The following is a 21592-nucleotide window of genomic DNA, read 5'->3' as shown; positions in this document are numbered from 1 at the left end:
CACGGCCCCGGTTCTGATCGCCGTCGCCTGGCTGTGGGTGGGTGCGCCCCTCGCATACGGGCTGTACGAGCTCGTGCGGAAGGCGACGCAGTTGTTCACGGGCTGAGCGGCCGGCAGGTGAATGCTCGGGCGTCCGAGAGTCTGACGGAAGCCGACAAGCCGGGCGCCCGATTCCTGTGGCATCACCTGCCGCCGTACCCGCGAGTCACTGATCAGACTGGTGGATCCCGCTACCCACGGCATCGAGGGGGACCACCCAATGAACGGCTCGCGCATCGCCGCCGTCGGCCATTACCAGCCCGCCAGAGTGCTCACCAACGAGGACCTGGCGGGCCTCGTCGACACCAGCGACGAGTGGATCAGGTCCCGGGTGGGCATCCGGACGCGCCACATCGCCGGCCCCGACGAGCCGGTCGACGAACTGGCCGCGCACGCCGCCGCCAAGGCCCTCGCGGCGGCGGGCCTCACGCCCGGCGACATCGACCTGGTGCTGGTCGCCACCTCCACCGCCGTCGACCGCTCCCCGAACACCGCCGCCCGCGTCGCGGCCCGGCTCGGCGTGCCCCGGCCGGCCGCGATGGACGTCAACGTCGTCTGCGCCGGTTTCACCCACGCCCTGGCCACCGCCGACCACACCGTGCGCGCGGGGGCCGCGACCCGGGCCCTGGTCGTCGGCGCCGACAAGATGTCCGAGGTGACCGACTGGACCGACCGGACCACCTGTGTGCTCGTCGGCGACGGGGCGGGGGCCGCCGTGGTGGAGGCGTGCGTGCCCGGGGAGGAGCCCGGCATCGGACCGGTGCTGTGGGGCTCGGTGCCGGAGATGGGGCACGCGGTGCGGATCGAGGGCACGCCGCCGCGGTTCGCGCAGGAGGGGCAGAGCGTCTACCGCTGGGCCACCACCCAGCTGCCGCCGCTGGCCCGGCAGGCCTGCGAGCGGGCCGGTCTCGCGCCCGCGGACCTCGCCGCCGTCGTGCTGCACCAGGCCAACCTGCGGATCATCGAGCCGCTGGCCGAGAAGCTCGGCGCCGTGAACGCCGTGGTCGCCCGCGACGTCTCCGAGTCCGGCAACACCTCCGCCGCCAGCATCCCGCTGGCCTTCTCCAAGCTCATCGAGCGGGGCGCCGTGTCCACGGGCGACCCGGTGCTGCTGTTCGGGTTCGGCGGCAACCTGTCGTACGCCGGGCAGGTCGTGCGCTGCCCGTGAGCCGGCGCCAGGTCGCGCGCTGCCCGTGAGCCGGTGCGACGCCGCGCGCTGGATCAGCCGGTGGCAGGAGGGCCGGGATTGCGGTCACACGTCGGCGTGATACGGCCGACTTTCGCTTCCACCGACCACGGTGCGCCGTAGACTGTAGACGAAAGACAATCGATACGGGCCACCGGTGACCGGGCTCCCCGCCTGCCGTCCGCGGCCCGGCCGAGGAGGGGGACCGCGATGTTGTCGACCGGACTGCCGCAGGGAGCGGTGCCCAGGCTCGAACGGCCCGGACCGCTGCGCGACCGCGTCTACGAGGCGCTGCTCGAACTCATCACCACCCGCGCCCTCCAGCCCGGCCAGCACCTCGTCGAGAGCGAACTCGCGGGGCACCTCGGGGTCTCCCGGCAGCCGGTGCGCGAGGCGCTGCAGCGTCTGAACACCGAGGGGTGGGTCGATCTGCGGCCCGCGCAGGGCGCGTTCGTGCACGAGCCGACGGAGGAGGAGGCCGACCAGCTGCTGACCGTGCGCACGCTGCTGGAGGCGGAGGCCGCCCGGCTGGCCGCCGCGCACCCGGACGGCGCCGGGATCGAGGCCCTGGAGGAGCTGCTGGCCCAGGGCATGGCGGCCGTCGCCTCCGACGACGTGGACGCCGCGGTGGCCCTGAACGCCCGCTTCCACGCGAAGATCATGGAGCTGGCCGGCAACGCCGTCCTCGCCGAACTCGCCGCACAGGTCGACCGCCGGGTGCGCTGGTACTACACGCCCGTGGCCCGGCAGCGCGGAAACCAGTCCTGGATCGAGCACCGCGACCTGATCGCCGCGATCGCCGGGCGCGACGAGCAACTGGCCACCCGGCTGATGCGCGAGCACACCGAGCACACCCGCCGGTCGTACCACGAGCGGCCGAAGGCCTGACCCTCCGGCACGCTCTCCTCCCGCCGGCATCCGCCGCGGCCCGGCGCGCAGTCCCCCGGCGGCACCGAGGTGCTCCGGGTGCGGGGGCAGCGCCGGCGGACGCGGGCGCACACGGCATGAGGAGGCCCTCCCCCACACCGGGGAGGTCCTCCTCACGCGCGCGGGACGCCGTTCAGCCCACGGTCCGCGGCTCCGGCGCCGCCTCCTCCGGCCCGGTCCGCCCCGGCTGGCGCAGCAGCAGCGCGAGCGCCGCCGCCACCATCGACACGCCGCCCGCCAGGGCGTACGCGCCGTTGTAGCCCCACGCCGCGACGACCATGGATCCCAGACCGCCGCCGAACAGACCGCTGACCAGCTTGCCGCTGTACACCAGCCCGTAGTTGGTGGCGTTGTAGTTCTCGCCGAAGTAGTCCGGGGTCAACGCGGCGAACATCGGGTAGAAGGCGCCGCCGCCGAATCCGGAGAGGAAGGCGAAGAACAGGAACAGCCACTCGTTCTTCACGTCGCCGGCCCAGATGACACCGAACTGGGCCAGCCCCAGGACCACGATGACGAACACCAGGGTCGTCTTGCGTCCCCACAGGTCCGACAGCCAGCCCACCACCGCGCGGCCCACACCGTTGATGACGGCCATCACGCCCATCGAGGAGGCCGCGACCAGAGGACCGAAGCCGATCTCCTTGGCGAAGTCGACCTGGAAGGAGATCCCGAAGATCGACACACCGGCGGTCATCACGATCGTGACCCACATCAGGGGCAGCATCCCCGTCCTGACGGCCTCCTTGGGCGTGAACTGCCGGACGGCGGGCGGGTTCTTGGCCAGGCTCGCGGCGCTCTTGCCGGTGCCGGAGTGCGAGAGCGGGTCGACATGGGCCGGCCACCAGTTCTTCGGCGGGTCCTTGAAGAAGAACGCGCAGACCGCGACCACGATCAGCACGTACACGCCGATGAGGTCGAGCACCTCGTCGTAGTTCCCGGTGTCGAAGGCGTAGTTGAAGATGAAGATGAACGGCAGCGAGCCGTAGGCGAAGCCGCCGTTGACGAAGCCGGTCTTGGCGCCGCGCCGCTCCGGGAACCACTTGCCGACCATGTTGATGCAGGTGGCGTAGATCAGTCCGGAGCCGAGACCGCCCACCACGCCGAAGCCGACGATGGCCAGCAGGACGTTGTCGAGGTGGGACAGGGCCAGGAAGCCGAGCAGGCACATGGCCGCGCCGGTGTACATGGCGCGGCGCGCGGTGAGGATGCCCCGCTCGCGCAGCCAGCCGGCCGGGAAGGCGATGCCCGCCTGGAAGAACACCCAGACGCTGAGGATCCAGAAGGTGTTGCTCTGGGTCCACCCGTGCGCCTTGGACAGGGTGTCCTCCGCGGAACCGTAGGCGTACTCCGAGACGCTGATGGCCATCATGGCTATCCACGGCAGGTACACCATGAACTTGCGTGAATGGCCGAGGATGTCCCGGTCCGTCTCACCGACGCGGTAGACCCGCCCCCGGGAGTCGGTCACTTCGCGGTATGCGGGGCTCGCCGTGCCGGGATCGGCCGGCGTGTTCCGTGTTGCCATGGGATCAGCCGTCATGTCAGGCCATCTCCTCGCCGAGTGGGTGGGGATTGGGGACGATGCGCCGGGCACTGGGACGGCCCGGAGCCTTGAGGAACAGCGCCAGAACGGCGCAGGCGAGCGAGACACAGCCCGCCAGGGCGAACACTCGGTGGGGGGTTGGGGCGCCGGCCGGGCCGGCTCCCGTCACGGGGCCGGCCAGCGCGGCGACGGCCAGAGGGAGGGTCAGGGAGGAGGCGAGCAGTCCGTACGTGCTCGCGCTGCGGTTCTCGCCGAAGTGGTCGGCGCTCATCGCGGCGACCAGCGGAAGGACCGCGCCGCCGCCGAGCCCCACGGCCGTCGCGCACCCGAGGAACAGCGGTGCGCTGCCGGTCCGGCCCGCGACCAGGACACCGAACTGCGCGGTGCCCAGCACCAGACAGGCCGCGATCAGGGTGACGCGCCGCCCGAGGCGGTCGGAGAGCGCGCCGGCCGCTCCCGCCCCGGCTCCGCCGGCCACGGTCAGCGTCACCGCGGCGGACACGGTTCCGTCGCCGAGGGCCGCCGCCCGGCCGAACGGCGCCAGCCCGACGATGCCGAGGACGGTGACACAGACCGCGAGGAGCAGGCAGAGGCCCGTCATCCACAGCACCGGGGTGCGGGCGGCATCCTCGAGGCCGTACTGGCGTACCGCGGGCGGATTCCTGTCCCGCGCGCGCCGGGCCACGGGGTCGGCCGGCACCCTGAGCGGGTCGGGTTGCGGCGGCCACCAGTTCCCGGGCGGGTCCCGGAGGAGCAGGCCGGCCACGATCACCGGCACGCACGCCGCGGCCCCCAGGACGGCGGCCGGAAGCGGGCGGTCGCCAGCGTCGGACCAGGACCTGAGGACGGGCAGGAACGGTACGGCCCCGAAGGCCAGACCGCTCGCCACGAACCCCGTGGGGCCGCCCCGGCGCTCCGGGTACCACTTGCCCGGCAGAGTGAGACAGGTGGCGTGGACCAGGCCGGCGCCGAGACCGCCGACCGCCGCGGAGCCCCAGCGGAGCGCCGGTGCCTCCGGCGCGAGGGCGAGTGCGAGGCAGCCGGCCAGCGTGCCGAACGCGCCGGCCACCGTCGCCGTGCGGGCCGGGAGGCGGCCGCTCTCCCGCAGGCACCCGGCCGGGAAGGCGGCGGCCGCTCCGCAGAACACCCACAGGCCGGCGAGCCAGGACAGTCCTCCGCCCCACGGAGGGGAGGCGCCCGGACCGCCGTACGCCCCGATGAACGCGTACGCGGCACAACTGACGCCCGTCACGCCCACCCAGGGCAGGACGACCATCCAGGCACGGCCGCGGCCCATGAGATCGACGGCGCTCTCGCCGACCCGGTACACGCGGCCCTTGCGGTCCCTCACCTCCCTGCACAGCAGAACGGCGGGGGGATCGGTGGTTTCCATGTCGCGGCTGCACCCCTTGCGTCGAAAGTTCTGGCCAGCGCCCCCTGTCCAATGCCTTTCGTGCGCGCACGGGTCCCGGGCGCGGCCGACGCGCACCGCCGGCCGCCCCCGCGTTCACTCACGTCATGAGCCGCCCCCCAACAGCCCCGCCGCGCGCGCCCAGCGGTACTTCGCGCCGAGCACGGCCACCGGCTTCTCCGTCGTGTACGGGTACGCCACGACGCCCCGCTCGAAGAGGTACTGGCAGGCCTCCTCGACCTCCACGTCGCCGGCCAGCGACGCGACCACCGGCTTCTCGATGCCGCGCTCCCGGAACTCGGCCACCACGCGCGCGGTGAGCTCGGCGAAGACCAGGGGAGGGGTGACGATGGTGTGCCAGTAGCCGAGGACGAGCGCGTGGACGCGCGGGTCCTCCATGCCCAGCCGGATCGTCGCCTCGTACGTCGACGGCGGCTCGCCCCCGGTGATGTCCACCGGGTTGCCCGCGGCCCCGAAGGGCGGGATGAACTCCCGGAACGCCGCGTCCAGGTCCGGGGGGATCTCCATCAGCGACAGGCCGTTGTCGGTCACCGCGTCGGAGAGCAGGACGCCGCTGCCGCCGGCTCCCGTGATGATCACGACGTTGTCGCCCCGGGGGGCGGGGAGCACCGGCAGCGCCCGCGCGTACTCCAGCATGTCGTTCAGGCCGGGCGCGCGGATGACACCGGCCTGGCGCAGGATGTCGTCGTACACCGCGTCGTCGCCCGCGAGGGCGCCGGTGTGCGAGCCGGCGGCCTTCGCGCCCGCCGCGGTGCGGCCGGCCTTCAGGACGACGACCGGCTTCTTCGGCACGGTCGCCCTGGCCGCCTCGACGAAGGCGCGCCCGTCCTTGAGGTCCTCCAGGTGCATCGCGATGCACTCGGTGTGCGGGTCCTCGCCGAACCAGGTGAGCAGGTCGTCCTCGTCCAGGTCCGACTTGTTGCCGAGGCCGACGATCGCCGACACACCCGTCTTCGTGGCCCGGGCGAAGCCCAGGATCGCCATGCCGATGCCGCCGGACTGCGAGGTCAGCGCCACCCCGCCCTTGACGTCGTAGGGGGTGCAGAAGGTGGCGCACAGGTCCTGCCAGGTCGAGTAGTAGCCGTAGATGTTCGGCCCGAGAAGCCTGATGCCGTGCCGCTCGGCGATCGCCACGATCTCCGCCTGGAGTTCGTGCTCGCCGGTCTCCGCGAACCCGGAGGGGATGAGGACGGCGTTGGGGATGTTCTTGCGTCCCACCTCCTCCAGCGCCGCGGCCACGAACTGGGCGGGAATGGCGAAGACGGCCACATCCACCTCACCGGGAACGTCCGTGACACTCTTGTACGCCTTGCGGCCCAGAATGTCATCGGCCTTGGGGTTCACCGGGTGGATCTCCCCGGAGAAGCCGCCGTCGACGAGGTTGCGCATGACCGAATTGCCGATTTTTCCCCGCTCGTTGGAGGCGCCGATCACGGCAACGGAGGCCGGCTGCATCAGCCTGCGCATGGACGTCAGGATCTCGTCGCGCGTGTACCGCCGGCGGGCGGGGGGCCGCGAGGCGGCGAGGATCACCCGGATGTCGGCGGCGACCGCGCCGTCCGCCGTCGCGATCACCGGATTGAGGTCCACCTCGGCGATCTCCGGGAATTCCGCGACCAGTTGCGAGACCCGGCGGATCTGCTCGGCTACCGCCCAGCGGTCCACCCCCGCCTGCCCGCGCACCCCGCGCAGGACCTCCGCCGCCCGGATCGAGTCCAGCATCGACAGCGCCTCGTCGGCCGTCACGGGCGCCAGACGGAACGTCACGTCCTTGAGGACCTCGACGAGGACGCCGCCGAGCCCGAAGGCCACCACCTTCCCGAACGTGGGGTCGGTGACCGCGCCGACGATGACCTCCTGCCCCCGCGGCAGGAGTTCCTGCACCTGCACGCCCTCGATGCGGGCGTTCGCGTCGTACGCGCGGGCGTTGTCGATGATCCGGCAGAAGGCGGCCCGTACGTCCGCGGCGCCCTCGACGCCGACGACCACGCCGCCGGCGTCGGTCTTGTGCAGGATGTCGGGCGAGACGATCTTCATCACGACCGGCCCGCCGAACCGCGCCGCGCAGGCCACCGCCTCGTCGACGTCCCTGGCCACCTCCTCGCCCGGTACGGCGATCCCGTAGGCGTCCGCGATCACCTTGCCCTCGGGCGCGGTCAGCGCGGTACGGCCCTCGGCCCGCACCGAGTCGAGGAGGGCGCGCACCCGGAGCACCCGGTCTTCGGCCATCACGTCAGATCACTCCGTTCGACTTGAGCAGGCGCAGTTCCTCGTCGCCGAGACCCAGCTCGCCGACGTAGACCTCTTCGTTGTGTTCGCCGAGGAGCGGTGAACTGCGCACCTCGACGGGGGAGTCGGAGAGCTTCAGCGGGCTGCCCACGGTGACGAACTCGCCCCGCTCGGGGTGCGGGACGCGGACCACCATCTCGTTGGCGGCCAGCGACTCGTCCTCGATGATCTCCCTGGTCGAGAGGATCGGCCCGCACGGGATGTTGTGGGCGTTCAGCCGCTCCAGCACCTGCCACTTGGGCAGGGTGGCGGACCACTCCTCGATCAGCTGGAACATCTTGTTCAGCTTGGGCAGCCGGGTCTCCGGTGTCGCCCACTCGGGGTCCTCGGCCAGCTCGGGCCGGCCGATCAGCTCACTGAGCGGCTTCCAGCCGACGGGCTGCACGATCACGTACACGTAGTCGTTCGGGCCGCCCGGCGCGCACTTGACCGCCCAGCCGGGCTGGCCGCCGCCGGAGGCGTTTCCGGAGCGGGGAACCTCGTCGCCGAAGTCGTCGTTGGGATATTCGGCGAGTGGACCATGGGCCAGGCGCTGCTGGTCGCGCAGCTTCACCCGGCAGAGGTTGAGCACCGCGTGCTGCATGGCCACGTTCACCCGCTGCCCGCGCCCGGTGCGCTCCCGCTGGTACAGCGCCGCCAGGATGCCCGCCACGGCGTGCACGCCCGTGCCCGAGTCACCGATCTGGGCCCCCGTCGCCAGCGGCGGCCCGTCCTCGAAACCTGTGGTCGACATCGACCCGCCCATGGCCTGCGCGACGACCTCGTACGCCTTGAAGTTGGTGTACGGGCCCTCGCCGAATCCCTTGATGGAGGCGTAGACGATCCGTGGATTGATCTCCTGTATGCGGTCCCAGGTGAACCCCATCCGGTCGACCGCGCCCGGCCCGAAGTTCTCGACCATGACGTCGGAGCGCCGGATCAGCTCGGTGAGGAGCTCCTTGCCGCGCTCGGTCTTGGTGTTGAGGGTGATGCTCCGCTTGTTGCAGTTGAGCATCGTGAAGTAGAGGGAGTCGACGTCGGGGAGGTCGCGCAGCTGCTTGCGCGTGATGTCACCGGTCGGCGCCTCCAGCTTGACCACGTCCGCGCCGAGCCAGGCGAGCAGCTGGGTGGCGGACGGCCCGGACTGGACGTGCGTCATGTCGAGGACGCGGATGCCGGCGAGAGCCTTGGTCGAGGTGTGCGTCATGCCAGGCGCTCCTCACTTGTACATGGTCTGGTTCATGGTTCCGGGGGCGTACGCGTCCGGGTCGACCCAGACGTTGATCAGCGACGGCTTCCCGGACTCCCGGGCGCGCCGGAGCGCGGGGCCGATGTCGGCGGGGTCGCGGACCTCCTCGCCGTAACCGCCCAGCATCCGGGCGAACTGGTCGTAGGGGACGTCGCCGAGGGTGTTGCCGACCCGCTCGCGCTCCTCGCCGTACTTGGCCTTCTGGCCGTAACGGATTTGGTTCATCGAGGAGTTGTTGCCGACGATGCCGACGAAGGGGAGGCCGTAGCGGACGAGGGTCTCGAAGTCCCAGCCGGTCAGCGAGAAGGCGCCGTCGCCGAAGAGGGCGACCACCTCCTTGTCCGGCCGCGCCTGCTTGGCCGCGAGCACGAAGGGGATGCCGACGCCGAGCGTGCCGAGCGGCCCCGGGTCCATCCAGTGCCCGGGCGACTTGGGCTGCACGACCTGCCCGGAGAAGGTGACGATGTCGCCGCCGTCGCCGATGTAGATCGAGTCCTCGGTGAGGAAGTCGTTGATCTCGCTGACCAGCCGGTACGGATGGATCGGCGAGGCGTTCGACCGCAGGTGCGGCAGGCGCTTGTCGATCGCCGTCTGCTCGGCGGCGCGCAGCTCGTCGAGCCACTCCTTGCGCCGGGACGCCCCGCCGTCGACGCGTCCGGAGGCGGCCTCGGTCACCGACTTCAGCACCAGGCCGGCGTCGCCGACGATGCCGAGGTCGATGTCGCGGTTCTTGCCGACGGTGCGGTAGTCGAGGTCGATCTGCACCACGGTCGCGTCCGGCGAGAGCCGCTTGCCGTAGCCCATGCGGAAGTCGAAGGGGGTCCCGACGATGACGATGACGTCGGCGCCTGCGAAGGCGTAGCGCCGGGAGAGCTGGAAGTGGTGCGGGTCGCCGGGCGGCAGGGTGCCGCGTCCGGCGCCGTTCATGTAGGCGGGGATGTTGAGGGTGCGGACGAGTTCGACGGCGGCCTCGGTGCCGCGGGTGGTCCACACCTGACTGCCCAGCAGGATGGCCGGTTTCTCGGCGTGCACGAGCAGGTCGGCGAGCTTCTCGACCGCCTCGGGGTCGCCGGCCGAGCGGGTGGAGGCGCGGTAGGCGCCGGGCCTGGGCACCCGGGCCTTCGCGGCGGGGACCTTGGCGTCGAGCACGTCCCGCGGGATCTCCAGGAAGGACGGACCGGGCGCGCCGTGGTAGCACTCGCGGAAGGCCATGGACACCATGTCCGCCGCGCGCGCCGTGTCCGGCACGGTCGCCGCGAACTTGGTGATCGGCGTCATCATGTCCACGTGCGGCAGGTCCTGCAGGGACCCCATCTTGTGCTGGGTGAGGGCTCCCTGGCCGCCGATCAGCAGCATCGGGGACTCCGCGCGGAAGGCGTTGGCGACACCGGTGACGGCGTCCGTCGTCCCGGGGCCCGCGGTCACGACCGCGCAGCCGGGCCGGCCGGTGACGCGGGCGTATCCGTCGGCCGCGTGGGCGGCGACCTGCTCGTGGCGTACGTCGACGACTTCGATGCCCTCGTCCACGCACCCGTCGTAGATGTCGATGATGTGGCCGCCGCACAAGGTGTAGATGACCTCGACACCTTCCGCTTTCAGCGCCTTGGCGACGAGATGCCCACCCGAGATGAGCTCTTCGTTCTGGTCGCGGCTGTCGTCAGGCATGGCGAAGTCCTGTCCCTTCGTAGGGGGGTGGGAACGCTCTCGCGGTACATTGCATACAGTCGACGAATACTGTATGAACCTTGTTATCCCGCATCCGGTGGGTGGTGTCCAGGGGGCGTGCGGCATTTTCGGGGCCTGGGGGTCGCTCCCCGGAAGACTCGGCAGACAGGAGCCGGAATGGACCTGTACGAACACCAGGCAAGGGAACTCTTCGCGGAACACGGCATCTTGGTGCCGTGGGCCGAGGTCACGGACTCGCCCAAGGAGGCCCGTGAGATCGCCCGCAGGCTCGGCGGCCGGGTCGTCGTCAAGGCGCAGGTGAAGACCGGCGGCCGCGGCAAGGCGGGCGGGGTCAAACTCGCCGCCGACCCGGCCGCCGCCGAGCTGACGGCGCGCCAGATCCTCGGCATGGACATCAAGGGCCACACGGTCGGCAGGGTGATGCTCGCCGAACCGGTCGACGTCGAGCGCGAGTTCTACGTCTCCTACGTCCTCGACCGCGCGACCGGACGGTTCCTCGCGATCGCCTCCGCCCAGGGCGGCATGGAGATCGAGGAGGTCGCCGCGCGCAGGCCGGAGGCGGTGGCGCGCGTCCCGGTCGACCCCGCCGTGGGCGTCACCACGGCCAGGGCGGCCGAGATCGCCGAGGCGGCCGGGCTCCCACCGCAGACCGTCGACGTCCTCGTACGGCTGTGGCAGGTGCTGGTCCGCGAGGACGCCCTCCTGGTGGAGGTCAACCCCCTCGTCCGGACCGCGCGGGGCCGGATCGTCGCGCTCGACGGCAAGGTCACCCTCGACGACAACGCGCGCTTCCGGCAGGCCCGTTGGGGGTCCGGGGACGCCGGGCACGAGGACCCGCTGGAGGCCGCGGCCGCCGCGCGCGGCCTGAACTACGTCAAGCTGGACGGCGAGGTCGGCGTCATCGGCAACGGCGCCGGACTCGTCATGTCCACCCTCGACGTGGTCGCCGGCTGCGGCGCCCGCCCCGCCAACTTCCTCGACATCGGCGGCGGGGCATCGGCCCGGACCATGGCCGACGGACTCGCCGTCATCCTCTCCGACCCGGCGGTCAAGTCCGTCCTCGTCAACGTCTTCGGCGGGATCACCGCCTGCGACGCGGTCGCCGAGGGCATCGTGCAGGCCCTGGACACCGTGCGGCTGACCCGCCCGCTGGTGGTGCGCCTCGACGGCAACAACGCCGCCCGCGGCCGCGCCCTCCTGGAAGAACGCGCCCACCCCCTGATCCAGCAGGCCACCACCATGGACGGCGCCGCCCGCCGTGCCGCCGAACTCGCCGACGCAGCGTAAGGACGACCGACATGGCCATCTATCTCACCAAGGAGAGCAAGGTCCTGGTCCAGGGCATGACCGGCGGCGAGGGCATGAAGCACACCCGCCGGATGCTCGCGGCCGGCACCGACGTCGTCGGCGGGGTCAACCCGCGCAAGGCGGGCCGCACGGTCGACTTCGACGAGCGGGCCGTCCCCGTCCTCGGGTCGGTCGCCGACGGCATCGAGGCGACCGGCGCCGACGTCTCCGTCGTCTTCGTCCCGCCCGCCTTCGCCAAGGCGGCCGTCGTCGAGGCGGCCGACGCCGGCATCGGCCTCGTGGTCGTCATCACGGAGGGCATCCCCGTCCACGACTCCGTCGCGTGCACCGCGTACGCCGCGTCGAAGGGCACCCGTGTCGTCGGCCCCAACTGCCCCGGCCTGATCACCCCGGGTCAGTCCAACGCGGGCATCATCCCGGCCGACATCACCAAACCCGGCCGGATCGGCCTGGTGTCGAAGTCCGGCACCCTCACCTACCAACTCATGTACGAACTGCGTGACATCGGCTTCTCCACCTGCGTCGGCATCGGCGGCGACCCGGTCGTCGGCACCACCCACATCGACTGCCTGGCCGCCTTCGAGAACGACCCCGACACCGAACTGATCATCATGATCGGCGAGATCGGCGGCGACGCCGAGGAGCGGGCCGCGGCCTTCATCGAGGAGAACGTGACCAAGCCGGTCGTCGGCTACGTCGCGGGTTTCACCGCGCCCGAGGGCAGGACGATGGGCCACGCCGGCGCCATCGTCTCCGGCTCCTCCGGCACGGCCCGCGCCAAGAAGCAGGCCCTGGAGGCGGCCGGGGTCAGGGTCGGAAGCACCCCGACCGAGACGGCGAAGCTGGTGCTCGCCGCGCTCGGCCCGGAAAGAGGCGCCCGCGGCTAGCGCGCGGGCCGGTTCACGTCTCCCTTCGCGTTCTCTCGACCGTGCACCGAGAGCGGAGTTCACCCATGGCAATGGCACCCACCCTCACCCTCAAAGCCGGAACGTGCTGGACCGAGGCCTGGCAGCGCTGCCTCACGGCGGCCCCCGAGGCCTTCCGGGACGACCGCGTCCTCAACCTCTGGAACGCCGCCTGGCAGGCGGACGGCCGGGCCCTGCCCGCAGCCAGCCCCGTCGACGGCACCCCGATCGCCGGCCCGCCGCGCCTGGACGCGGCCACCGCCCGGCAGGCCGTACGGGCCGCTCTCGATCACCACCGCGCCTGGCGGCACATCCCGGTCGCCGAGCGCCGGGCCCGCGTCGCGGCCACCCTCGACGCCCTCACCGAACACCGCCGGCTCCTCGCCCTGCTCCTCGTGTGGGAGATCGGCAAGCCGTGGCGGCTCGCCCAGGCCGACGTGGACCGGGCCATCGACGGTGTGCGCTGGTACGTCGACGGCATCGAGCCGATGGTCGCCGGTCGGGCCCCGCTGGACGGCCCGGTGTCCAACATCGCGAGCTGGAACTACCCGATGAGCGTGCTCGTCCACGCCATGCTGGTGCAGGCACTGGCGGGCAACGCGGTCATCGCCAAGACCCCGACCGACGGCGGTGTCGCCTGCCTGACCCTGGCCTGCGCGCTCGCCGCCCGCGAGGGGCTTCCCGTCACCCTCGTCAGCGGCGGCGGGGGCGAGCTGTCCCAGGCGCTGGTGCGGGCGCCCGAGATCGGCTGCGTCTCCTTCGTCGGCGGCCGCGACACCGGGGCCGCGGTGGCCACGGCGGTGGCCGACCTCGGCAAGCGTCACGTACTGGAACAGGAGGGCCTGAACACCTGGGGCATCTGGAACCACTCCGACTGGGAGTCGCTCGCGGCGGTCGTCCCGAAGCTCTTCGACTACGGCAAGCAGCGCTGCACGGCGTATCCCCGCTTCGTCGTCCAGCGCGCGCTCTTCGACGAGTTCCTCGCGGCCTACCTGCCGGCGGTCCGCACCCTCCGCGTCGGCCACCCACTGGCCGTGGAGCGGCCGACCGACCCCCACCCCGATCTGGACTTCGGTCCGGTCATCAACCCGGCCAAGGCGAAGGAGCTGACCGACCAGGTCGCTGAGGCGATCGACCGCGGCGCCGTCCCGCTGCACCGCGGCAGCCTCGCGGACGCCCGCTTCCTGCCCGGCCAGGACACGGCGGCCTACGTCCAGCCCGTCACGCTCCTCAACCCGCCCCCGTCCTCCCCCCTGCACCACGCGGAGCCCTTCGGCCCGGTCGACACCATCGTCCTGGTCGACACGGAGGCGGAACTGCTCGCCGCGATGAACGCGTCGGGCGGCGCGCTGGTCGCCACCCTCTCCACGGACGACAGGGCCACCTTCGACCGCCTGGCCCCGCACATCCGGGCCTTCAAGGTCGGCCACGGCACGCCCCGCTCCCGCGGCGACCGGGACGAGCTCTTCGGCGGCCTAGGTGCTTCCTGGCGCGGCGCGTTCGTCGGAGGGGAGCTGCTGGTACGAGCGGTGACCCAGGGCCCGCCGGGGGAGCGGCTGCCGGGGAACTTCCCGGAGTACCAGTTGATGCCCTGAGCCGGTGCCCCCTCTCCGCCCCACCGCGCCCCGGAGTCTCACCGTGCACGCCAGGACACCCACGGTGAGGCTCCGCGGCGCGGTGTCCGCCCGCCCCCGCGCCAGGGCTCATGGCACAGATACGCAGGTGAAAGGCATCCCGAACTCTTGGTATTGTTGTCCTCGTCGCCGCGGGGAGCACCCCGGCCGGGCGGCGCACCTGGTCCGGGTGGCGGAATGGCAGACGCGCTAGCTTGAGGTGCTAGTGCCCTTTATCGGGCGTGGGGGTTCAAGTCCCCCCTCGGACACTCTTGGGACGTTCACGAGATCGTCCCGAAGCGTTCACGAATTACCGGTCGAGTCATGTTACTCGCCGGTATTTCGTCGTTTCTGGGCCTTCGGGCCTCGTGATCGGCTCGGTGAGGGGTTGGTGCGGTGGCGGTCCGAGTGCTGCGCCTCTCATCTGCGGAAACAGGACATGCCTGTGCGACGGCTGGTGGCCGTGGCGCAGGCATGTGGGGTTTTCAGGGGGCGGAGCGCTGCGGGGGTGTGTCACTCACGTGGCGGAGGCTCGACCTGCTCGGTCGGAAGCGGTCGCGCCTGGGGCGGGTCGGAGGGCTCACTGGGTTGGGTTGCGGCGCTCTGCGTGCCGGCTTTGCGGGGCTGGATGCCCTGGTCGCGGAGGAACCGTCGGATGGCTCTGAGGTTCGCCACGAAGATGATGACGGCATTGAGCAGGGTCTGTGCGACGCGTCCGTGCGGCAGGCGGAGCTGGGGATTGTCGATGCTGTCGAGGGCGGACTTCTTCAGGTTGCCGTTGCCGCCCTCGTTCTGACTGCGCAGTCCGGACCAAGCTTCCTGCCACAGAGGGGTGAACAGGGGGTATTTCTGCCGCCACTTGGCCAACACGGTGCCCGGGAGGGTGATGCTCTTCCCCCTGCAGATGTCGGGGTAGACGGGGGTGTCCCGCTTGGGCCTGGGGATGGTGGGCAGGGCTGCTGGGGTACGGACAGTGGGGGCGTCGAGGTCGACGACGGTGGACGGGCGTGGCTGGGGGCGGCGGTAGCAGGTGACCGTGGCGTGGGACCCGAGGGCGGGGCACTGTCGACGCTGGTCCCCTGCGGGCCCGTACTCCTTGATCTTGGTCTGGTAGTCCTTCCGGGACTGGATCAGGTTGAGTGCGTGGGCGCGGTCCTCGTCCGTGAGGCTGTCGATGTATGTGGCGCCCGCAGTGATGAGCGGGGTGGGCATCAGCGGGCAGTAGAACTCGCCACCGACCAGCTGCATGCCGCGGAACTCTCCCTGCCGGTCGACCTTGTCGTCGTTGTAGTGCCTCACCGCGTTGAGGCCGAGCTTGAGCAGCTGCAGATGCAGGTTGTGAGGTTTGGCCTGGGTGATGCCCCGGTCAGCGCAGAACAGGTCTTTGACCAGGCCTCGTTCGAAGGCCGGCTGGATGGCGCGCAGGGCGGCCGGGCCGGGTTCGGTACCCGGGGTGCGAAGGATCATGCCGAGGCAGACCGCGGGGTAGGCGCCGGCGAGGTCGCCATGGCCATGGCCCGGGAACGCGGCCATCATGGCGTAGCGGAACTCTCTCTTCTCCTGCGCCTTGGCCTTCTTCTCCTGTCCCGACTTGGTCTTGCGAGGCGCTGGCTTGTTGGCCGTGCCGCGCCGGGTGCCGGTGTTCGTGGAGGCCGCAGCTTTGCCGCTGGGCCCGGACTTCTTCTGCGTTCCTCCCTTCACGTACATCCCGGCGGTGATCTCAAGCGAGGCCCGGTCCTGGTGGTAGTCCGGCTCTTTACCCCAGACCGGCACCGGAGTGTTGTCGACCGCGATGTGGCCAGGCCACCGAGCGAAGTCGCCGCGCCGGTAGGAAGTCATCACCGGAGCGAGAACCAGATCCTGGGCGATGGCCTCCAGATTGCGCACGGTGTCCTCGTTGGCGCGGGCACTCCACTTCCGTCGGATCTTCTTGGCCTCGCTGAGCGACAGCCGCTTGCGGCGGTCGTGTGGTGCAGGGTCGAGGCGCCGGGTCATCGAGGACCAGGACCGGTAGACGCGCTTCGACGTCGCGTACTGGTGGTGCGCGATGCGGTCGATCTCTTCTCGGGTTGCGCCCTCGCGGATGTGCAGGTCGACGTCGGGGACGTCAAGGAGGGCTTTGGACCCTGGAGACAGGGCGAAGAAGAGCGTCTCCCACGCGTCGTTGATGTTCGCGCTCTTGCCCATGTACTGCGACAAGATCAGGCCGATCAGCACTGTGCGGAACGGGAAGCCCTTCGGGCCTGGCCGGTGCTCGTTGGAGGGAAGGCGTTCCAGTACTCCGCTGTGGCGCACGAGGTCGAAGACTTGCCTCACGACGCGGTCGCTGAGGGTACGGCCGGGGGCTTGCGGTGCAGGGCGTAGGGCGAGGCCAGTACGTCGGCAGGGTTTGTCCTCCGGCTTCTTCCTGCTCATGCCGCCGCCCCCCGCAACAAGTCGGATGCCTCCGCGTCGGGCACGTCGTGGAGGAAGACGAGGTAGCGCGAGAGGCTGTGCAGGGTCCCGAGTCCCGACGCCTTGAGGATCACCTTCAGCGGGATACCTGCATTCAGCAGTTCGACGAGCCAGGTCGTGCGCAGCCGCTGGGTCTGCAGCACTGCACCGTCACAACGGCCGATGATCCGCGGGTACTTGGCCAGCCAGTCCGATGCGATGTGCTTGCTGGTGCGGTCCTGCCAGTCCGGCCGGAAGGCGTACGCGTCTGCCGGGATGTGGGCGGCTTCCGCCAGCAGCAGTTCCTCGTAGGCGTACCGGCATACGACAGTGCGCGGACGGCGCCCGTGCACCTTCACCAGTGCCCGGCCGGTGGGGCCCGCGAGGATATCCCGCCCCTGAACGTACACAAGATCCTCAATGGCGAGCCCGCAGCCGGCGCCGAGACAGAACAGCAGGCAGGCGTTGCGCCGTTGGGCCGGTGTGGGCAGGCTCTGCGCCCAGATCAGCCAGTAGGCGATTTCTGCTGGCGGGTAGGGGGCCACTGGGGCGGCGGTGGCCTTCAGCCGGATCGGCGGATGCTGTCCGAGCTGGTCCAGCAGGAGTGCTTCGGAAGCCCGGCGCAGCTGGCTGCTGCAGGTTCGGCGGCTGTTGGCGGCCATGTCGCGGCAGCCGACGAGGATGAACCGTTCGACTGTGCTCCGGTCAAGGATCACCGAGGGTTCGAGCGGGAGGCCCTGGGTCTCGACCCAGGCGACCAGCCGTGCGAGCGGCGTCATGACCACGTCCGGGCCGTAGGGTCCCGCTGCGACGGCCATGAATCCCAGCGAGCGGACCACCGGCGCGATGCGGCGCCACTGGGCGGGCGGCACCGTCTCCGCCTTCGGTGCGTAGGCCAGCAGGCGATTCGACACAGCGACCTCCAGGCGCAAGGCCCATGACAGGTGGCCGGTTAACCGGCCGCTGGTGTCAGTGTCGATCACGATCTGAAGGAACGCATCTTTATGACCGGAGGCCGAGCGCGCACGGCGCCGCCATGGAGCTACGCCGTCGATCCGGAGAAGTGGCCGGATGCCCGGATCACCGGGGAGCCCGCCGCGGCGGTGGTCCAGACGATTGCCCGCCGCCTCGCCGCCGCCCTGCGCGAGAGGCCGGAGCTCTCGCTGCGCGCACTGGCTACTCAGAGCAACGTCGGCAGACAGACCATCGGCGATCTGCTGGCGGGCGCCACCTGGCCGGATGTGCTGACGGTCTGCCGACTGGAGCGCGCCCTGGGCCTGGCGCTCTGGCCCGGATCAAATGCGACCCAATGTGCTCATGACTGATCCCCAATTGCCTATTTGAGGTCAGTCGTGCACGCTCAAGTACGGAATGGCGCAGACGCCCTAAGCGCCACCCGTGGGAGCGCTAGAGTGAACGTGCGCGACGGACCGGAACCCTGCTAGGAGAAGCGTCCGTTCGCGTGTTTGGCGGCCTCCCTCGACCGCTAATCGAGGGAGGCCTGCTTGTTGGGTTAGGGTCGTTCTCGAGTGGATCAAGCAGTCCGGGATGACAGCACGGCCCGGAACATTCCCGGCGCTACGTTTTCCACCTCGCCAAGTTGCTTCATACGGTTGAGGGTTTTTCCAACGGATGAGCGGACCGTCGCGTCCGCTCCCGGGCGTACCGCCGCCGCGATATCGGTGATGGACATTGCCTCTTGAGCGGCGCATAGGAGTGTGAGGATCGCGTCGCGCATGCTTCCGTTACGCGGTGGTCCCAGTGCCCGAGTGCCCATGCCCGGGCAGGCATCTTCGGACGAAGGATCCTCGTCGGCGACGGAAACCTCAGACGGGCCCTCCCGGGAAGGCTGGGCGGTTTCCGCGTCCTCGCCGGCGTCCGACGGCACTTCGCGGGCATCGGTGGGTTCGACGCCCTGGCACATCATCGCGTACACAGCTTCCAATGTGGCCAGCTCGCCGCGCAGTGAAGTGATCAGCTCCTTCACGGCATGCCGGGCCTGACCGATGTAGACACCCTTGTCTGACGCAGGTGCGTTGGTCTGGTATCCCGCCATAGCGAACTCCTAAGGAAGGCCGCTGCCAGTGTAGGGACGGCCCACTGTGGCACGCACGCAGTTCCTGTGAGGCGCTATCAAACGGTCAGCAATGTGCTCAAGCATGGCGAGTCCGGTCGGGGTTATCGCAGGACCCGACCTGTCTTGGTGCAGAGTTGGCTCGCCGGGTTCGTGCGATGCCGCACCGGAACTGTGGGACGTGCCACGACAGAATCCTGACGTGTGGATTCTGTCGAAGCTCCCGGTCTCCGGGAACGTTTGAGCGTTACGGTTCCTTCATGGTGGATGGCAAGCATCTGTCGGCGACAGAGGCCTTGGCGTCGGTGACGAAGGCCCTGGATGTTCTAGTCCTGGCGTATGACCGGGGGGAAATCGGTGTTACCGAAACCGCCTACATGTCTCGGGCCTCGTCCGGGCAGAGCTGGTGCGGGAGATCGAGCAGGACGGGGTCATCGTGCGGACGACGATGAGCCGGGGCCAGGGCATCGTGGAGATGTTCACCGCGGAGACGCCCCCCTGCTTCGGCTGGCAGATCCAGGAAGGCCAGTTCCGGCTGGTCTACCTGACCGGCCCTGGCCCTGCCCACGGCCCCGGCCCGACACGGCGGGCGAACCGCGAACAGGAGGCCCGCGCCTACGGCGACTACTTCTGCTTCGACCAGGCGCGCACCCTGCTGGGCGACACAGGGCCCGAGCGACCTGTAACCGCCCCGAATGCTCCGCTGGCCTTCAACGGGTTCGCGCCCGACTTCGTCTACCGGAGCATCCCCGCGCCGGAGCTGACGATCGGGCAGCTCGTCCGGCTCGGTGCCACCTATGCGCGGCGGGCGTTGACGTGGCACGCAGACGTGTGGGGCACGGGAGACGGGCGCGGCTGAGCGTCGGCTGAGAGGGGCGCCGGACTTCCGGTCCCTGCTGAACCTCATGCCGGACGTGGCGGGTGCTCACGCTGTCGTCGATACAGCAGTAGACGGTGAAGCCCCCGTCCAGGCGTGGGACGGCTCCGGCTCCCATGGAATCGCTCCCGGGTGGAAGGGCGTTGCGTCGGATCAGTGCCGCGGAGCTCCACCTTTCCGACATCATCGGGGCATGCAGAAGCTCGAGGCGCACGAGATGCCCTTGCACAAGGTGTTCAGCAGTGACTACGACTTCCAGATACCTGACTACCAGCGCCCCTATGCCTGGCAGGAGGAGCAGGCGGCTCAACTGCTGATGGACCTGCAGGAAGCCCTGGTCCGCGGGACGGATGAGCCGTACTTCCTCGGATCCGTTGTACTCGTCAAGAACAGCGCGGTCCCGAAGGCGGATGTCATCGACGGCCAGCAGCGCCTCACGACCCTGACCATCCTCCTGTCGGTCCTGCGCGACCTCACCGAGGATCCGGAGCTGCGTGGCGACCTCGACCGGCTGGTGATGGAGCCGGGTGCCAAGATCCGTGGGCTCGCCCCGAGGCCGCGGCTCACTCTGCGGAGCCGTGACGCGGACTTCTTCGAGAAGTACGTCCAGACGAAGGGCGCAGTGGGCACTCTTCTGACGCTCAAGGAGGAAGCCCTGCGGACCGACGCGCAGAAGGCCGTCCTCCGCAACGCGACAGTCCTCCACCGTAGCCTCACCGCGTTGACCGAGGAACGCCGGCTGGAACTGGCTCAGATGCTCGCCGAGCGGACGTTCCTTGTCGTCGTCAGCACTCCTGACCTCGAAAGCGCACACCGGATCTTCAGCGTCATGAACTCCCGCGGCCTGGACTTGTCTCCCACCGACATCTTCAAGTCGCAGATAATCGGGGATCTCGGGGCGGAGGCGTCGGAGGCGTGCGCCACCACCTGGGAGGACGCCGAGGAGATGCTGGGGCGCGACGACTTCGCGGAACTATTCCTCCACCTGCGGATGATCTTTGCCAAGAAGCGGGCGGAACAGGAGCTGCTCAAGGAGTTCCCTGAGCAGGTACTCAGCCGCTACCTCCCCGGCAGGGGCGAGGTCTTCGTCCATGACGTCGTCCGGCCGTATGCCGAGGCTTATGCCCAGATCCGTGAAGCTCGTTATGAGTCCGCTTCGGGTGCGGAGGCGGTCAACGCCTGGTTCAGGAGGCTCCAGCAGGTTGACAACTACGACTGGCGGCCCGCCGCTCTCTGGGCGCTGCGCCACCACGAGGACGACCCGGCATGGCTCGACACGTTCATGCGAGCCTTGGAGCGGCTGTCGGCCAGCATGTTCGTCCGCCGCGTCTACACGACACCTCGCGTCACACGGTACGCCGAGCTGCTTCGGCAGCTCGACGACGGACTGGGCCTCGACTCCCCGGCCCTCGAGCTGAGGGACGACGAGAAGGCCGAGACCCGGGCCAGGCTCGATGGCGATCTCTATCTGGTCGGCAAGATCCGCAAGTACGTGCTGCTGCGGCTCGACGAGGTGCTGGCCCGCGGGCAGGGGGTGACGTACGACCACCCGCTCATCACCGTGGAGCACGTGCTGCCGCAGAACCCGAACGCCGATTCGCAGTGGTTCGGGCTGTTCGACGAGGAGCAGCGTGCCCAGTGGACACACCGTCTGGGAAACCTGGTGCTGCTGAACCGCGCCAAGAACTCGGCGGCCCAGAACTACGACTTCACCGCCAAGAAGGCCAAGTACTTCACCGGCCGTGGGGGAGTGGTCCCCTTCGCGCTGACCAGCCAGGTGCTCCAGCACGCCGAGTGGACCCCCGAGGTGCTGAAGGCCAGGCAGGAGGAGCTGCTGGGGGTGCTCTTCGAGGAGTGGCGTCTGTGAGCGCGGGGGCCGGGGCGTCACGCCCCGGCCCCGAGCCCAATGATCTCCATGAAGTTCCAAAGAGTTCCATTATTGGGTCTGTGTGGGCTATGGTCGTCCACAACTCAGGTCTCACGGCCCCGCGTTACAACGCTGCTCCCGTGTGTCCCCTGTCGTTCAGTTGCCGTCGGCCTGTCCGGCCGTAC

At 70.2% G+C, this 21592-nt stretch carries 16 protein-coding genes and 1 tRNA gene; 9 read left to right on the top strand and 8 right to left on the bottom strand.

Going from position 1 to position 21592, the window contains the following annotated elements:
- Window positions 1–259 precede the first annotated feature (259 nt).
- Complete coding sequence (locus ACIQ9G_RS15790; protein ID WP_403609153.1) at window positions 260–1207, top strand: beta-ketoacyl-ACP synthase III; 948 nt, start codon at window positions 260–262, stop codon at window positions 1205–1207.
- Window positions 1208–1435: 228 nt separating this feature from the next.
- A complete protein-coding gene (locus ACIQ9G_RS15785) occupies window positions 1436–2113 on the top strand; it encodes a GntR family transcriptional regulator (protein ID WP_403609151.1) in 678 nt (225 codons plus the stop codon).
- 172 nt (window positions 2114–2285) lie between these two features.
- Here the strand turns inward: ACIQ9G_RS15785 and ACIQ9G_RS15780 are convergent, their stop codons facing one another.
- The 5 genes from ACIQ9G_RS15780 to ACIQ9G_RS15760 all read right to left on the bottom strand — a co-directional run bounded on the left by ACIQ9G_RS15780 (window position 2286) and on the right by ACIQ9G_RS15760 (window position 10309).
- A complete protein-coding gene (locus ACIQ9G_RS15780; protein ID WP_403609148.1) occupies window positions 2286–3692 on the bottom strand; it encodes an OFA family MFS transporter in 1407 nt (468 codons plus the stop codon).
- 1 nt (window position 3693) lies between these two features.
- Window positions 3694–5088: an MFS transporter gene (locus ACIQ9G_RS15775; RefSeq protein ID WP_403609146.1), complete on the bottom strand. Its 1395-nt coding sequence runs from the start codon at window positions 5086–5088 to the stop codon at window positions 3694–3696.
- A gap of 123 nt (window positions 5089–5211) precedes the next feature.
- Window positions 5212–7356: an acetate--CoA ligase family protein gene (locus ACIQ9G_RS15770; protein ID WP_403610035.1), complete on the bottom strand. Its 2145-nt coding sequence runs from the start codon at window positions 7354–7356 to the stop codon at window positions 5212–5214.
- 4 nt (window positions 7357–7360) lie between these two features.
- Entirely contained in the window at window positions 7361–8602 is a 1242-nt protein-coding gene (frc, locus tag ACIQ9G_RS15765; protein WP_403609143.1) for a formyl-CoA transferase, read from the bottom strand.
- Window positions 8603–8614: 12 nt separating this feature from the next.
- Complete coding sequence (locus tag ACIQ9G_RS15760) at window positions 8615–10309, bottom strand: thiamine pyrophosphate-binding protein (RefSeq protein ID WP_403609141.1); 1695 nt, start codon at window positions 10307–10309, stop codon at window positions 8615–8617.
- 177 nt (window positions 10310–10486) lie between these two features.
- Here ACIQ9G_RS15760 and sucC point away from each other — a divergent pair, with 177 nt between their 5' ends.
- The 4 genes from sucC (at window position 10487) to ACIQ9G_RS15740 (ending at window position 14425) form a co-directional block, all read left to right on the top strand.
- Entirely contained in the window at window positions 10487–11617 is a 1131-nt protein-coding gene (gene sucC, locus ACIQ9G_RS15755) for an ADP-forming succinate--CoA ligase subunit beta (protein ID WP_403609139.1), read from the top strand.
- Between the two features lie 11 nt (window positions 11618–11628).
- Window positions 11629–12525 (top strand): succinate--CoA ligase subunit alpha, encoded by an 897-nt coding sequence (sucD, locus tag ACIQ9G_RS15750; protein ID WP_403609137.1) that lies wholly within the window; start codon window positions 11629–11631, stop codon window positions 12523–12525.
- 71 nt (window positions 12526–12596) lie between these two features.
- Window positions 12597–14138, top strand: coding sequence for an aldehyde dehydrogenase family protein (locus ACIQ9G_RS15745; RefSeq protein WP_403610033.1), 1542 nt, complete (start codon window positions 12597–12599; stop codon window positions 14136–14138).
- Window positions 14139–14340: 202 nt separating this feature from the next.
- Window positions 14341–14425 (top strand) — tRNA-Leu (locus ACIQ9G_RS15740).
- Window positions 14426–14669: 244 nt separating this feature from the next.
- Here the strand turns inward: ACIQ9G_RS15740 and ACIQ9G_RS15735 are convergent.
- Window positions 14670–16571 carry a hypothetical protein gene (locus tag ACIQ9G_RS15735; RefSeq protein WP_403609134.1) on the bottom strand — a complete coding sequence of 634 codons (1902 nt, stop codon included), beginning with the start codon at window positions 16569–16571 and terminating at the stop codon, window positions 14670–14672.
- Window positions 16568–17572 (bottom strand): hypothetical protein, encoded by a 1005-nt coding sequence (locus tag ACIQ9G_RS15730; protein ID WP_403609133.1) that lies wholly within the window; start codon window positions 17570–17572, stop codon window positions 16568–16570. The genes ACIQ9G_RS15735 and ACIQ9G_RS15730 overlap by 4 nt, the downstream gene beginning before the upstream one ends.
- Window positions 17573–17593: 21 nt before the next feature.
- On the opposite strand from ACIQ9G_RS15730, the gene ACIQ9G_RS15725 reads away from it, so the two are divergent.
- Window positions 17594–17914, top strand: coding sequence for a helix-turn-helix domain-containing protein (locus tag ACIQ9G_RS15725; protein ID WP_403609132.1), 321 nt, complete (start codon window positions 17594–17596; stop codon window positions 17912–17914).
- Window positions 17915–18123: 209 nt separating this feature from the next.
- On the opposite strand, the gene ACIQ9G_RS15720 is transcribed toward ACIQ9G_RS15725, so the two are convergent.
- Window positions 18124–18645 (bottom strand): hypothetical protein, encoded by a 522-nt coding sequence (locus ACIQ9G_RS15720; protein ID WP_403609130.1) that lies wholly within the window; start codon window positions 18643–18645, stop codon window positions 18124–18126.
- A gap of 424 nt (window positions 18646–19069) precedes the next feature.
- On the opposite strand from ACIQ9G_RS15720, the gene ACIQ9G_RS15715 reads away from it, so the two are divergent.
- Both ACIQ9G_RS15715 and ACIQ9G_RS15710 read left to right on the top strand, forming a co-directional pair.
- On the top strand, window positions 19070–19522 hold the full coding sequence (locus ACIQ9G_RS15715; protein ID WP_403609128.1) for a hypothetical protein: 453 nt from the start codon (window positions 19070–19072) through the stop codon (window positions 19520–19522).
- A gap of 211 nt (window positions 19523–19733) precedes the next feature.
- A complete protein-coding gene (locus ACIQ9G_RS15710) occupies window positions 19734–21407 on the top strand; it encodes a DUF262 domain-containing protein (protein WP_403609125.1) in 1674 nt (557 codons plus the stop codon).
- The last annotated feature ends 185 nt before the right edge of the window (window positions 21408–21592 follow it).

Origin of the sequence: Streptomyces sp. NPDC096152 (assembly GCF_044763235.1) — a bacterium.
Classification (GTDB): Bacteria; Actinomycetota; Actinomycetes; order Streptomycetales; family Streptomycetaceae; genus Streptomyces.
This window is presented reverse-complemented; position numbering and strand designations above follow the sequence as displayed.

Coding starts and splice junctions, on each gene's coding strand:
- ACIQ9G_RS15770 (WP_403610035.1), bottom strand. CDS start 7,356: ATGGCCGAAGACCGGGTGCTCCGGGTGCGCGCCCTCCTCGACTCGGTG.
- sucC (WP_403609139.1), top strand. CDS start 10,487: ATGGACCTGTACGAACACCAGGCAAGGGAACTCTTCGCGGAACACGGC.
- ACIQ9G_RS15710 (WP_403609125.1), top strand. CDS start 19,734: ATGCAGAAGCTCGAGGCGCACGAGATGCCCTTGCACAAGGTGTTCAGC.
- frc (WP_403609143.1), bottom strand. CDS start 8,602: ATGACGCACACCTCGACCAAGGCTCTCGCCGGCATCCGCGTCCTCGAC.
- ACIQ9G_RS15785 (WP_403609151.1), top strand. CDS start 1,436: ATGTTGTCGACCGGACTGCCGCAGGGAGCGGTGCCCAGGCTCGAACGG.
- ACIQ9G_RS15725 (WP_403609132.1), top strand. CDS start 17,594: ATGACCGGAGGCCGAGCGCGCACGGCGCCGCCATGGAGCTACGCCGTC.
- ACIQ9G_RS15790 (WP_403609153.1), top strand. CDS start 260: ATGAACGGCTCGCGCATCGCCGCCGTCGGCCATTACCAGCCCGCCAGA.
- ACIQ9G_RS15780 (WP_403609148.1), bottom strand. CDS start 3,692: ATGACGGCTGATCCCATGGCAACACGGAACACGCCGGCCGATCCCGGC.
- ACIQ9G_RS15760 (WP_403609141.1), bottom strand. CDS start 10,309: ATGCCTGACGACAGCCGCGACCAGAACGAAGAGCTCATCTCGGGTGGG.
- ACIQ9G_RS15745 (WP_403610033.1), top strand. CDS start 12,597: ATGGCACCCACCCTCACCCTCAAAGCCGGAACGTGCTGGACCGAGGCC.
- ACIQ9G_RS15735 (WP_403609134.1), bottom strand. CDS start 16,571: ATGAGCAGGAAGAAGCCGGAGGACAAACCCTGCCGACGTACTGGCCTC.
- sucD (WP_403609137.1), top strand. CDS start 11,629: ATGGCCATCTATCTCACCAAGGAGAGCAAGGTCCTGGTCCAGGGCATG.
- ACIQ9G_RS15720 (WP_403609130.1), bottom strand. CDS start 18,645: ATGGCGGGATACCAGACCAACGCACCTGCGTCAGACAAGGGTGTCTAC.
- ACIQ9G_RS15775 (WP_403609146.1), bottom strand. CDS start 5,088: ATGGAAACCACCGATCCCCCCGCCGTTCTGCTGTGCAGGGAGGTGAGG.